This is a genomic window from Kocuria coralli, from assembly GCF_008831305.1.
Lineage (GTDB): Bacteria > Actinomycetota > Actinomycetes > Actinomycetales > Micrococcaceae > Kocuria > Kocuria coralli.
This window is the reverse complement of record NZ_ML708619.1, coordinates 1-13,352: the sequence shown is the minus strand read 5'-3', so window position 1 is coordinate 13,352 and position 13,352 is coordinate 1. Positions and strand designations below refer to the sequence as shown.

The window sequence follows — 13,352 nt, the reverse complement described above, 5'->3', positions numbered from 1 at the left end:
TCAGCCCCTCCTCATACGGAAAGTCCGCTGACCCGCCCAGGCGCCCTCGCACGGCAAGCCGTCCTCCAGGGGCACGAACCCGTGCTTGCGGTAGAACGCCACGGCCCGGTCGTTGCCCTCCATGACCCACAGGTAGACGGGTTCCGCGGCGCTCCGGTCATCCAGCACCGTCTCGAGAAGACGGGCGCCGAGGCCGGTGCCGTGAACCGCGTCGACCGTGTACAGGCTCACCAGCTCGCGGCAGGGTTCCTGGTCCCCGACCAGCCCGTACTCCCAGTCGGCGGGGCCGTCGGCGGCGATGGCGAAGCCGACCGGCTCGCCGTCCCTGTCATGGGCCAGGACCACGCGCGTGGACGGCTCGGCGATATGCCCGCGATCCTCGGCCCCGGCCTGCCCAGCCGGATATTCATCCGGCGCCCCCGACGGCGCGGACTGGATCGAGCGGACGTATTGCCGGCCGAAGAGCGGACCGTAGGTCTGCACCTGGCAGCGGCGCCGCAGCGCGGTCAGGGCCTCGGCGTCCCGGGCCGTGGCCTCTCGCAGGCTGAAGACGGGGCGCCGGCCGCCGTCGTCGTGAGTCCGCGGTCCAACCCGTGGGCCGGAACCGGCGGGCTTCACGCGGAGGTCACTGATCGGAGGGCCCGCGCTCGAGCTGCTGCCGCTGGATGGCGGCTTCCAGTCGGTCGATCTTGCCCGTCATCTCGCCGGCGTGCCCGGGACGGATGTCGGCTTTGAGCACCAGCGAGACCCGCGGGCCGTAGCGGCCTACGACGGCGGTGGCCTTTTTGACCACGTCCATCACCTCGTCCCACTCGCCTTCGATCGAGGTGAACATGGAATCGGTCTGGTGCGGCAGCCCCGATTCGCGGACCACCTGGACCGCGGCCGCCACGGCGTCGTGCACCGAGGCATCGGGGTTGTCCCCACCCATGGGCGAAACGGAGAATGCGACGATCATGTGTCCATGGTCGCACGCCGGGGATGAGTGGGACAGACCGCCGGACCCTCGCTGTTGTCCCGCATCAGCCTCCGATGCGGGACAACAGCGAGGGTTCACGCGAGATCCCCGGCCCGGGGCCACTCGGAACGCGGAGCAATACCCGGTGCGGTGAGGGGGTAACGCCTATAGGCTTGGCGCCAGCATCCATGACGCCTCACGGACGGGGAGCCCCCGCATGACCAACGGCATTTATCTCAGCGCCATGACGCCCTTGTCGGGCAAGTCCCTCGTCGCCCTGGGCCTGATGGACACCCTGTTCAAGAACTCCGATCGGGTGGGATTCTTCCGCGCGGTCCACGCCGGCGACGCCCCGGAAGACGATCCTCTGCTGCAGCTGATCGCGGAGACCTTCGAGCTCCCGCCGGAACGCTGCCGGGGCGCGGTCTCCCTCGCACGGACCCGCGAGATCCTGGCCCGCGGCGACTACGACGAGCTCGACTCGCAGGCCGTGGCGATCTACACCGAGATGGCCACGCACTGCGACGTCATCGTGGTGGACGGCACGGACATGGTCGCCCACAACGCCGCGATCGCGGAGTTCGATCTCAACGCGCGGCTGGCCAACGACATGGGCTGCTCCGTGCTCGCGGTGATCGGTGCCAACCAGACGGAGGCGCCCGACCAGATCCTCAACGCCGTGGAGGTCACCCGCACCGAGCTGCGCGAGGCCCGCTGCGACATCTTCGCGATCATGGTCAACCGCTGCCCCGCAGAGTGGGTGGACGAGGTCACCGAGACGGCCCCGCGGGGCCAGCACCAGCTGCCCGTCTACGTCATCCCGGAGGTTCCCGCCGTCGCGAGCCCCACGGTCGAGGAGCTCGTCGAGTCGGCGGGGTTCGGGACGGATCTGTCCTCCGTGCCCCTGGACCGTGACATCAACGGCGTGAAGATCGCGGCCATGACGGTCGAGCACTTCCTGGACCAGCTGGTCGACGGCGAGTTCGTCATCGTGCCGGGCGACCGCTCCGACGTGCTGATGTCCTGCCTGGCGGCCGCGCTGTCACCGGGACGTCCGACACCCGCAGGCATGCTGCTGACCGGCGGACTGCTGCCCGGCGAGCTGGTCCAGTCCTTCATGCAGACGGCGCCCTTCCCCGTGCTGACCACCGGGCACGACACCTACAAGGCCGCCAAGCGGGTCGCCCAGACCCGTGGCCGCCTCAGCTCCGCGAGCCCCCGCAAGTCCGCGGCCGCGCTCGGCGAGTGGTCCCGCCGGATCGACTCCCGTGAGCTGGTCTCGCGCCTGGATCTCGAGCGCCCGGTCCGCCGCACGCCCCTGCGCTTCCTGCACGACCTCGTCGAGGCCGCCCGGTCCGACCGGAAGAACATCGTGCTCCCCGAGGGCGACGACCCCCGCGTGCTGCGCGCCGCCGAGATCATCCACCGCCGCAACTTCTGCGACATAACCATACTGGGCGATCCCGAGCAGGTGGCCAAGCTGTGCGACGCCCAGGGCATCAACCTGGATTTCGACGACGACGGCCTGACCCTGGTGGATCACCTCAACGACCAGGAGAAGATCGACCGGTACACCGATGCCTATGTGGAGTACCGCAAGCACAAGGGCGTGACCAAGGAGGCCGCCCTGGAGCGCATGCGCGACGGATCCTACTTCGGCACCATGATGGTCCAGCTCGGCGACGTGGACGGCATGGTCTCTGGTGCGGTGCACACCACCGCCAACACCATCCGCCCCGCACTGGAGTTCGTGAAGACCGCCGAAGGGGTCAAGATCGTCTCCTCGGTGTTCTTCATGTGCCTGGAGGACCGGGTGCTCGTCTACGGCGACTGCGCCGTGAACCCCAACCCGAACGCCGCCCAGCTCGCGGACATCGCCACAGCGTCCGCGGCCACGGCCCGTGCGTTCGGGGTGGACCCGCGCGTCGCCATGCTGTCCTATTCGACCGGCGGCTCCGGTGCCGGTGCGGACGTCGAGCGGGTCCGCGAGGCCACGGACATCGTCAAGGCCACCAACCCGGACTTCGAGGTCGAGGGGCCCATCCAGTACGACGCCGCGGTGGACGCCTCGATCGCCAAGTCGAAGCTTCCCGGCTCCTCCGTGGCGGGACAGGCGACGGTCTTCGTCTTCCCCGACCTGAACACCGGCAACAACACCTACAAGGCCGTACAGCAGTCCGCGGGCGCCGTGGCCGTGGGTCCCGTCCTGCAGGGCCTGCGCAAGCCGGTCAACGACCTCTCCCGCGGCTGCACCGTGGAGGACATCGTGAACACCGTGGCGATCACCGCCATCCAGGCCCAGACCATGTGATCAACCCGTAGAAACCGACCCGGCCCTGGGTTCACAGCGACGCGTCCTGCACCATGGGGCCGTTCTCCAGGTCCCGCCAGCACGCGACCCCGTGGGGTGTCGCAGGAAGAAGTGACTCATGCTCATCCTCGTCGTCAACTGCGGCTCGTCGTCGATCAAGTACCAGGTCCGCGAGATGGCGGACGACCCGGCCGGGGACGCCGGCGGCACCGTGGTCACCAAGGGGCTGATCGAGAACATCGGCACCTCGGAGATCGAGGACCACACCCAGGCGCTGGACATCCTGGCCGAGCGGATCGAGGCGGAGCTGGGCGACCGCCGGATCGACGCCGCCGGCCACCGCGTGGTCCACGGCGGCGAGCGGTTCTCCCATCCGGTCCTGGTGGACAACGAGATCATCCGCGCCGTCGAGCGGCTCTCTCCCCTGGCGCCGCTGCACAACCCGGCCCACGCCCTGGGGCTGCGCGCCATCCAGACGAAGTGGCCGCACATGCCGCAGGTGTGCGTCTTCGACACGGCCTTCCACCGCTCCATGCCCGAGCACGCGTGGCGCTACGCGTTGCCCAACGAGATGTACAAGGAGTACGGCGTCCGCCGCTACGGCTTCCACGGCACCTCGCACGATTTCGTCACGGGGCTGGCCGCCGAGTACCTGGGCCGGGACCGCGAGAGCTTCAACGCGATCGTTGCCCATCTGGGCAACGGCGCGTCCGTGACGGCGATCAAGGACGGCAAGTCCTACGACACCTCCATGGGCTTCACCCCGCTGGCGGGCCTGATCATGGGGACGCGGACCGGCGACTTCGACCCCTCGATCATCACGGCCATGCTGCGCCGCGACCCGGACATGACGGCCCAGCAGCTGGACGACATGATGAACAAGGAGTCGGGGCTGAAGGCGATCGCGGGGCACTCCGACATGCGGGAGGTGGACAACGCCGCCGCGGCGGGCGACGGAGGTGCCCAGCTGGCGCTCGAGATGGCGGCCTACCGCCTGGCCAAGTACATCGGGGGCTACCACGTGGCCGTCGGCGGAGCGGAGGCCCTGATCTTCACGGCGGGCATCGGCGAGAACGCGCACACCTTCCGCAAGATGGTCGTCGACCGCCTGGGTGCCCTGGGGATCAAGCTGGACCCGGAGGCCAACGAGCTCCGTTCCGGGGAGGTCCGCCCGATCTCCACTCCGGACTCCGCCCTGGACGTCCTGGTGGTCCCCACCGACGAGGAGCGTGCGATCGCCGAGGCCACGGCGGAGCTCATCAAGGGCTGATCGCGCGGAGGACCCGGCCCAGGTGTGAGTTGAGCCGCCCATCAAGGCTGATGGGCGGCTCAACTCACATCTCGGGCCGTTCGACGACGGCGGAGCGTCAGGACGCGGCGGTGACCGGCGGCAGATCCGACCATGGGAAGACGATCCACTCGTCCACGGCCTTCCACAGGTAGTCCGGTTCGATGATGGACCGCGGCTTGGAGTAGATCACCGCGCTGCGGCACTCGGCGCCGAACCCGGCCAGCAGTTCCAGGACCAGGGCCAGCGTGCGGCCGGAGTCGGCGACGTCGTCGACCACCAGGACCTTCTTGTTCCGGATGGAGTCGACGTCGAGCATGGGCGCGAGCAGGACCGGGTCCGGCAGGGTCTCGTGCACGTCGGTGTAGAACTCGACGTTCACGGCGTCGAGGAGCTTCACGCCCATCGCGTAGGAGAGCGCCCCGGCGGGCACCAGGCCACCACGGGCGACACCGATGATCAGATCGGGCTCGAAGCCGCTGTCGGCGATCTCCTGAGCCTGCTCTCGGATGGCATCGCCGAAGCCCTGCCAGGTCAGGATCTCTTTGTTCTCAAGCTCGGTGGAATCCGCGTGATAGGCCATGGACCAACCCTAGTCGGGTCCGCGGGTTTCCAGCATCCCCATGACCTCGCCGGTGCGGTCATCCCGAGGCGGGAACCTCATGGCGTTTGAGCGAGCGGAGGTGCAGCGCATAGCCCGTGGCCATGGCGGCCGACCGGAAGACCTCCCCCACCAGCACCCACACGGCCATGGCCGGAGCGGTGTCCGCCCCGGTGAGCCAGGCCCCTCCCACCACGATCAGCAGCTGCACCCCGGCGATGCGCATGAACCACCGTTCGTAGCCGCCGAGCATCAGGACGTTGCTGGTGGCGGACGTGGTGGCATTGATCAGCGTGGAGATCACCAGGATGACGGCGGCACCCCAGGTGCCGCTGTACTCCTCGCCCAGCAGGGCCACCAGCGAGCGCTCCCCCGCCACCAGCAGGAAGATCAGCAGCAGCGCCGGCAGGATCGCCGAGGCGACGGCGGCCTCCCCCACCAGTCGCCACAGTCTGGCGCGGTCGCGGACGGAGACCGCGATCCGGGGGCTGAAGACGGTGGTCACCGCCGAGGTTCCCATGGCCCCGGCCGACTGGATGCGCTGGGCGACGTCGTAGGTACCGGCCATCGCCAGCGATCGCGCCGAGAGCACGAACATGGGCCCGCGCACGCACAGTGCCGTCAGCGCGGCACCCATGCCGAGGGGCAGGGCCACGCGCCACGGGGTTCGGGGCACGTCCTCCCCTCGGTCCCGGTAGTGGGACATGCGCCGCCCGGGGACGGGGGAGATCCACCACATGATGACCGCCGTCAGCACGAAGGCGGCGATCTGGCCCGGGATCAGCAGCTCCGGCCTGGTGAAGGAGGCCGTCAGCGCTGCGGCCAGCCCGAAGAAGGGCAGCGCCACGGATTCCAGGAACTGCCCGGCCACCGGCATCTGCCGCGCCATGCGCTGGACCATGAAGAGGCGGGCGAAGGCCGAGGCCGTGGCCACGGCCCAGAACACGAGCAGCCAGCGCCCGGGGTAGCCCATGATCTCGGCGGCCACCGCCGTCACGAGCGCGGCGGCGCCCACGGAGGACCAGATGACCCGGACGGTGCGGGTATCGCGACGCGCCAGCATCCGGGCACGCCTGCGGTGGTTGGCCGCCCACAGGGGCGCTTGCTCGCGCACCCCTGAGGTGTCCAGCCCGAAGGTGCCGGCCATCCGGGCCACGAGCGCGATGGACCATACCAGCCCGTTCAGGCCCACGTCCTCGACGGGGAACCGCAAGGCGACCACGGCGACCAGCAGCATCTGCAGAACGGCTCCGCCGATGCGGATCGCGAGGACTGCGAGCGATTGCACACGAGCGCCGGCCGCCCTGTCACTCGCCACTCTTGGTGCGGTCCTTCGCCAGGTACCAGAGGAACTTGGTATTGCCCACGGCGTAGCGCTTGAACATGCGGCGCGGCTCCATCGCCAGCCGGAAGGCCCATTCCATGCCGAGCTTCTGCACCAGCTCCGGAGCCCGCTTGGTCTGCCCGGCGACGACGTCGAAGGAACCTCCCACCCCCACGCACACGCCGACGCCCATGAGGTCGCGCTGCCCGTAGATGAAGTCCTCCTTCATGGGTGAGGGGACGGCCACGAACAGGAGATCGACGTGCAGATCGCCGATGAGCTTGGCCATGTCCTCGTCGGTCAGGCCCTCGTCACGCCAGAATCCGTCGTGCTTGCCCACGATATTCGCACCACGGCCGGCGAACTCCTCGGCCACCGCATCCACGACCTCCCGCTGAGCGCCGAGCAGGTAGATGCGCTGCCCCTCGGCCGCCGAGAGATCCACCAGGCGGTTCATCAGGTCGATACCCGCGACCCGCTCGGGCACCGGCCGGCCCAGGAGCCTGGAAGCCCAGACGACCGCCTGACCGTCGGCGCTGACGATGTCCGCGGCATTGAACTCGCGGCGTTTGGAACAGTCCTCTTTCGCCGAGACGATCTTGGCGGCGTTGATCGACAGGTGGTTGTGGTGCCCGCCATCGGTCATCAGGCTCTTGAGCCTCTCGACCGTCTGGTCCATGGTCAGCGGGTCGATTCCCACGCCCATGACATCACGGCGGGGTCTGCGGCGCGGCTGCCTCGGCGGCTGGACCTGGTCGCCGTGGTCGTAGCTGTCGAAACCGCTGTCGGAGTGACTGTTGACGTCTCGGTCACGAGTCGGCTGGCTCATTGCTGTTCCCCCATCCGGCCAGGGCGAGCGTTGCATGGCCCTGGTTCCATCTCATATGCGGCAGTCCCGTCCCCGAACTCCGGAAACCGCCATCGTCTCCTTGCAACGCCAGGAGGTGTCGAACCGCCGGCTGCGGGTCCGGGATCGACCATCCCCGTTCCGCCGCCCGGGCCATGAAGCCCACGGTGGTTGCGACGTTGTGCACATCCTGCGACGGACGTTCGGCGTCCGCGTAGTACAACGGGATACCGGCGCCGTCCAGGCAGTGATCCGCCCAGAAGCGCAGCCCCCTCTCCAGGACCTCCCCGGTCTCGAACCCGGCCTCCCGCAGGGCCCAGAGCGAGTCCAGGTTGTAGATCGTGTGGAAGCTGTCGATCCATTCCAGCCCGGGCCCCTCTCCGTAGGGCCACGACCCGTCCGCGGCCTGGGCGGCGACGGTGCGGTCGACCGCGGCCTGGATCATGGCCCGGTCGCCCCCGAGCATCGCCAGGCTCTCCGCGGCCAGCAGCGACCCGTTGTGCACCAGGCGGTCGGAGGTCGTGGTGTACCGGAAATACCCGTCGAGGAACTGGCCCTCCAGCCATTCGGCCACCGCGGGGCTCGCCTCCTCCAGCCGTCCGGTGGCGCGGAACGCGCGCAGGGCGAAGGTGGTCGCCACGACGTTCGGGCTGCCGGCCGGATAGAAGGCCCAGCGGGTCTGGACGTCGAACTCATAGCCCCACGGACCGGCCCCGTGTTCACCGATGATCCGGCTCACCAGGCTCCCGGCCAGGTCGTCCTGCCCGTCGAGGACCGCGGCGTGGGCGAAAAGGGCCATGCCCTTGGTCATCCGCACGGGCGGCACGTCGGTGAGATCGCGCAGCCATTGCCCGCTGCGCTTATGCGCCTGCACCCAGGCCTGCCGGGCCCTGCGGCCCCGCAGCAGGCGGGCGTGGGGCGAGAGGAGGCCGTCGTAAGGGTCCGTTCCGGCGAAATCCCGGATCCGGGCGAAGCGGAAGGCCTGGCGCAGGGAATCCTCCACCTGGCGCTGCAGCTGCGGATCCAGCATGGTCTGCGGTCTCACGATGTCCTCCCCTTCCTCTGGGCGGCACGGCTTCTCCGCCGGCCGCGCCCGTGTTCTGCTCCGTGTTCTGCGATACGTTCTGCGGTGTGACGACGGCGGGCGGCTTCGACGATGTCGTCGAACCTCGGCCGATAGCTCTCCAGCGTGTAACCGGTCTCCCATCTCTGCCGGGCGGACCGGGCCAGACGGGCCCGGTCGTCGTCGTCGGAGATGACCCGCCGGAGCGCCGCGGCCAGGGCATCGGCGTCGTCGACGGGGACCAGGAGTCCGTCCCGGCCGTCCTGAACCACCTCGGCAACCGCACCCACCGGGGTGACCACCGGGGCCAGTCCCCACGCCATGCCCTCGAGCAGGGAGAGGGGAAGGTTCTCGACCTGGCTGGGCAGTACCAGGACCTGGGCCAGGGCCATCTGCTCGCGCAGGCCATCGCTGTCGAGCCAACCCAGGACCTCAACGTCAGTGGAGGCTTTGACGGCCTCGGCGATGGTCCCGTCGGGGTCGTCGAGATCGCCGGCCAGCACCAGGACGGCGCGGCCGCTTGTCTCCACTTGAGCCCACGCCTGCAGCAGGGTGGGGGCGCCTTTCCGGACGCCCACCCGCCCTGCGAAGAGGACCCGCACGGGAAGTGACCGAGTCGGAAGCATCTCAGGACCTGGCACGGCGTTGGGCAGCAGGACGAGCCGGTCCGCCGTCACTCGCAGCTCCCGGGACACGAAGTCACGCCACTCGTATCCCAGAACCAGCACAGCGGTCGCATGCTGGAAGAACGAGAGAATCGCCCGCCGCAGCATGGCGGGCTGGCCGCTCAAGAACATAGGGTAGGCGGCACCGTGCAGATGGAGCAGATAGGGCTTCTTCCGAGCGCGCAGCACCCAGCTCACGAGTAGCTTGCGCCAGGTGCTGCCGCCTGAGGCGAGTTGCAGGACCCAGACATCGCCATCACCGCCTTTCCGCAGAGCCGCGAGCATGGCCATGGCGAAATTCTTGAGTCGCCACAGTTTTGGTCCCGGAGCCCCGCCGGATTCGATGAACTCGAGCGAGGTGCGCTGCGAACTCGTCGACTCCAAGTAGGAGGACATCACCCCTACCCCACCTGTGGAGCCCGGTGCCGGGCCTACGATACGGACCTTCATCGACTACCCTCCGTGATGGTCGGCGGCTGGTTATTCCATGGTGCGACGGCGCGTTCCTCACCAGACTCGTATGAAAGCTCTGCTTCACCTGCGGGCTCATCCGGGCTTGCTTCCTTGAGACTTGCGGTCAGCGCCGTGGCTATACCTGCAGCCACGAAGGGCAGGGCGAACATGGGCGGGGAGACGAACACCGGCGCCACCACGGATTCGATCCCGAGGGTCACGAACCAGGCGACGGTCACAGCACCCATCCAGCGCACGCGCCTCGACGGTGACCGGCGCATCAGGCGCCAGCCCGTCACGGCGAGCAGGTAGAGCCCGCCGGCGTAGCACAGGGCACCCAGGAGCCCCGTCTCGGCCAGCGGCGCCGGCCAGAAGGTGTCCGAGAGGAAGCCTCCTCGCTCGCCGGGTCCCATGCCGTAGATCCACTGGTATCCGAAATCCTGGTACAGGGGGCTGTAGTTCTCCCCTGCGGTGAAGGAGGCAAACCGCCCGAAACCCACTCCGAGCGGAAAGGCGCCGAGGCTGAGGGCGACGGAGTCCACGGTCATGCGAACCCGGGCGGTCTCGACCACGTTTTCCGTGTATTCCTGATAAGTGCTCTGCACGACGGCAGTCAGCGGGTCCCAGCCGATCATCAGGGCCGCCGGGATCAATACGGCAAGCAGGGCCAGGTACAGCGCCTTAGGCCCCGGCAGCATCGCGCGCATCCCCACAGCGGTGATCGTTGCCGCCGCGATCGACTTGCGCCTGAACGCCGCGATGCAGGTCAGACCGGTCGCGCAGAGCAGGGCGAAGCTGAAGACGCCCTTCCGCACCAGCTGGCGATACAGCAGTATCGCCAGGAAGGCCATGGACATCATGGTACCCAGCCCGACGGGGTGGTCGAACGGTCCCGTGAGACTGCTGAATCCGGCCCGCTCGCTGATAGTGGCTACACGTCCGATGAAGGCATTCCACGCCGCCGGTTGCACTGCGTTGATCACCACCGTGACCAGTACGAACAGGATAAATATGACGCCCGCACGGATCAGGTGCGGGATATCCTCGCGGCGCCAGTCGAGCTGAGCCACGGCAAAGCCCAGCGCGGGACCCTTGAGAAACAGGAAGCCCCCGGTGGCCAGTGTGCCTAGGGACACATCGTTGACGATGCTGCTGACGACGCCCAGGAGAGCGAAGGCCAGGAAGAACCACAGCGCGGGGTAGAACCGGATGGAGCCCCTGAGATACAGCCGCCGCCCCGTGAAAAGGAGGAGAGCCAGGAGCACGCCCAACTCATCCCCGTAACCCAGCGCGTTCACTCCCGTCACGGTCTGAATGGTCTGGGACAGCATCGTGATCAACACGATCAGACCCGCGGTGACCTTGGGGTGCACGAAAGCCGCGGTTCCCAACAACAGCACCGCGAACCCACCCATGAGCAGGGCGAGGATCACGGTTAGGACCGTGGCTACCTCAACCAATGCAAGCTTCTTCCCCCTCAGCGGTCGCCGACGCAGTACGCGACGCGTGGCGACCTCGGTCCGGGCTCCGGGCGCTCGTATCGGATCATCCGTCCTTCCCCAAGGACGGATGCCACGGGCGCCCCGGAGCCTCATCGACTATCTGCCCACTCCCCATGGGCTCCTAGCATCGTTGCACGATCGGGCATCGCGCCCCGACTCGCGCCGGGAGTTGTCCACCAAAGTGCACTACTGAGCAGTTAACAATATGTGTTTTCGTTCATGGTTATTTCGTGGGGTTTAACATTGGGCGTGCTTGTGGCCGCTGGGGAGCGAACCACGACGGGGAAATACGCGTTCGCGACAACCACCGCACGATCCATGCGGGTGAGCGGGAGCGGGGATCCCGGGCAGGCCCGCCCCGCGGGCTACGAAAGAACAACGCATTGACTAGGAGAGAAGTCATGCCTCAACAAACCATCCCGAAGCCCAATAGGGGATTCGGTGGGGGGAAGCAAAAGTTGCGCGAATCATCTCCGTACGAGACGAACGAGATCACCACCCGGGAAGTGGGCCATGCAGTATGGAAGCGATGGTGGCTGCCCCTGCTCGGGCTGCTGCTCGGCTTGGGACTCAGCCTGGCATTCTCGGTAACTCAAGAACCGAAATACGAGTCGGTCGCCACCGCATTGGTCCGCACCGCGGCCGCTGAAGACACCGCCGCCGATCGCCTGGCCGCCGAAGAACTCGCCAAGTCGAGAGCCGCAACCTACGAGTCCCTGGGCAACTCCGTGGTGGTCGCCGACACCGTCAAGCATGAACTGAACCTGGATACTCCTACGAACACCCTGCTGGACGACGTTCGCGTAGTGGCCAGCCCGGACACCACAGGGCTGGAAATCACTGCAACGGCGGCCACTCCCCAGCAAGCCACCGAACTGGCCGTGGCATGGCGTGACGCTCTGGCCGATTCAGCCGGAGTTCCCCTGCCCGGAGAGAATATCGAGGTCGTCCCGGCGGGTGAGCCCACGGTCCCCGAGGAACCGTCCAGTTTCTCCGTACCTCTGGTCTACGCCATCGGGGGTTCGGTGGGCCTTCTGCTGGGGATCATCGCGGCCGTCAGCCTGGGCCGCCCCAAGAACAATCCCAGCCGGCGGCCCTGAACCTGACCGGCACGCGGCTGCTGTTCGAGCCCTCGCCGCTGCCCCCGATCAGCACCTNACAGAAATCATAGTCTCCCCTAGCCAGCCACAAGAGAGGACGAACAGTCGAAAGTACCGCCGCCCTCGCCGCCCCCACGGCAGAACTGATGGCTACTGGCTTGTCAAGTTGTCGGTATCGCCATTGAGTGCACCATACCGCATTGCGTGACCTGACTTGGGAGATCACGGTACGGCATCAGGGTTGATGCTTCTGCGCCTGTAGGACGATAGCCACATGTTGGGGCATCTCGACGTGCTCGGCAGGTGACTTCTCCCTATCGGGTGAGCGAGGGCACTCATCCTCCCTATGGGTCCCACCGAAACTCGACGCCGAGCACGAATGCAGACTGCTGCACCGTGAGAGATCGGGGGCAGCGGCGAGGGCTCAGCGTGTCAGGCCCACGTGGTCACCACGCCCGGGATGTTCTGGTCCACCAGGCGCCGCTTGCCATTGGGCGGGACCTCCAGGCGGTCCACGATCTCCAGTCCGAGGGTGACCTGTCCCCTGGTGCGGCTGACCATGGTGGCGTAGAACTCATCGAGCTCCTCCTGGGTGGCCGACGCGGAGGGCTCGACCATGAGCACGACCTTGCCGGGCTCGTCCTGACGGAACCTGAAACGGTTCACGCACAGGAACTGATGCCCATGGACGTTCAGGGGCGTGGTGGCNTGACCTGTCCCCTGGTGCGGCTGACCATGGTGGCGTAGAACTCATCGAGCTCCTCCTGGGTGGCCGACGCGGAGGGCTCGACCATGAGCACGACCTTGCCGGGCTCGTCCTGACGGAACCTGAAACGGTTCACGCACAGGAACTGATGCCCATGAATAACGATAGACGTGGTGGGGAACAGGGAGCCGTCGGCGCGGACCAGTCCCTCCCGCCCGCGGCGGGCCTTGATCTCCCGGAACGTGGGGTCGCCCCACTCGTTGAAACTCACCACTTCGGCGGAGTCGCCGGTGTCGTAGCGGAGGAACGGCTGGCCATGGAGCCGCAGTCCCGTCGTGATGATCCGCCCGCGCTCGCCCACCTGGGCGGCGGTGCCGTCCTCCTTCAGGATCTCGGTGATCCCGTACAGCGGCTCGGGATGGGAGCCCCAGTCGCGGTGCATGACGGCGAAGACGGTCCGCTCGCTGAGGCCGTAGAAGTTGCTGACCTCGGCATGGGGGAAGACCCTGCGGAACGTGGCCGCCTGGGACGGGG

11 protein-coding genes are annotated in these 13,352 nt (G+C 67.8%); 3 read left to right on the top strand and 8 right to left on the bottom strand.

The features are described from left to right. Positions 1–618, bottom strand: coding sequence for a GNAT family N-acetyltransferase (locus tag FCK90_RS09380; protein WP_158034051.1), 618 nt, complete (start codon positions 616–618; stop codon positions 1–3). A 7-nt stretch (positions 619–625) separates the two neighbouring features. Further along, on the bottom strand, positions 626–958 hold the full coding sequence (locus FCK90_RS09375; RefSeq protein WP_158034050.1) for a thiamine-binding protein: 333 nt from the start codon (positions 956–958) through the stop codon (positions 626–628). Between the two features lie 217 nt (positions 959–1,175). Here FCK90_RS09375 and pta point away from each other — a divergent pair, with 217 nt between their 5' ends. Both pta and FCK90_RS09365 read left to right on the top strand, forming a co-directional pair. Then, positions 1,176–3,269 carry a phosphate acetyltransferase gene (gene pta / locus FCK90_RS09370; protein ID WP_158034049.1) on the top strand — a complete coding sequence of 698 codons (2,094 nt, stop codon included), beginning with the start codon at positions 1,176–1,178 and terminating at the stop codon, positions 3,267–3,269. 118 nt (positions 3,270–3,387) lie between these two features. Further along, a complete protein-coding gene (locus tag FCK90_RS09365) occupies positions 3,388–4,539 on the top strand; it encodes an acetate/propionate family kinase (protein WP_158034048.1) in 1,152 nt (383 codons plus the stop codon). 97 nt (positions 4,540–4,636) lie between these two features. Here the strand turns inward: FCK90_RS09365 and FCK90_RS09360 are convergent, their stop codons facing one another. The 6 genes from FCK90_RS09360 to FCK90_RS09335 are packed head-to-tail and all read right to left on the bottom strand — an operon-like array spanning position 4,637 to position 10,970. After that, complete coding sequence (locus tag FCK90_RS09360; RefSeq protein ID WP_158034047.1) at positions 4,637–5,140, bottom strand: phosphoribosyltransferase; 504 nt, start codon at positions 5,138–5,140, stop codon at positions 4,637–4,639. 58 nt (positions 5,141–5,198) lie between these two features. Further along, entirely contained in the window at positions 5,199–6,476 is a 1,278-nt protein-coding gene (locus tag FCK90_RS09355; protein WP_158034046.1) for a lipopolysaccharide biosynthesis protein, read from the bottom strand. Then, entirely contained in the window at positions 6,466–7,311 is an 846-nt protein-coding gene (locus tag FCK90_RS09350) for a WecB/TagA/CpsF family glycosyltransferase (RefSeq protein ID WP_181954266.1), read from the bottom strand. The genes FCK90_RS09355 and FCK90_RS09350 overlap by 11 nt, the downstream gene beginning before the upstream one ends. Next, positions 7,292–8,374: a prenyltransferase/squalene oxidase repeat-containing protein gene (locus FCK90_RS09345; RefSeq protein WP_246180115.1), complete on the bottom strand. Its 1,083-nt coding sequence runs from the start codon at positions 8,372–8,374 to the stop codon at positions 7,292–7,294. Before FCK90_RS09345 ends, FCK90_RS09350 begins: the two co-directional genes overlap by 20 nt. After that, positions 8,371–9,453, bottom strand: coding sequence for a glycosyltransferase family 4 protein (locus tag FCK90_RS09340; RefSeq protein ID WP_181954265.1), 1,083 nt, complete (start codon positions 9,451–9,453; stop codon positions 8,371–8,373). Before FCK90_RS09340 ends, FCK90_RS09345 begins: the two co-directional genes overlap by 4 nt. Positions 9,454–9,503: 50 nt before the next feature. After that, positions 9,504–10,970, bottom strand: coding sequence for a hypothetical protein (locus FCK90_RS09335; protein ID WP_158034043.1), 1,467 nt, complete (start codon positions 10,968–10,970; stop codon positions 9,504–9,506). A gap of 500 nt (positions 10,971–11,470) precedes the next feature. Here FCK90_RS09335 and FCK90_RS09330 point away from each other — a divergent pair, with 500 nt between their 5' ends. Then, entirely contained in the window at positions 11,471–12,112 is a 642-nt protein-coding gene (locus FCK90_RS09330) for a YveK family protein (RefSeq protein ID WP_181954264.1), read from the top strand. Positions 12,113–13,352: the final 1,240 nt, after the last annotated feature.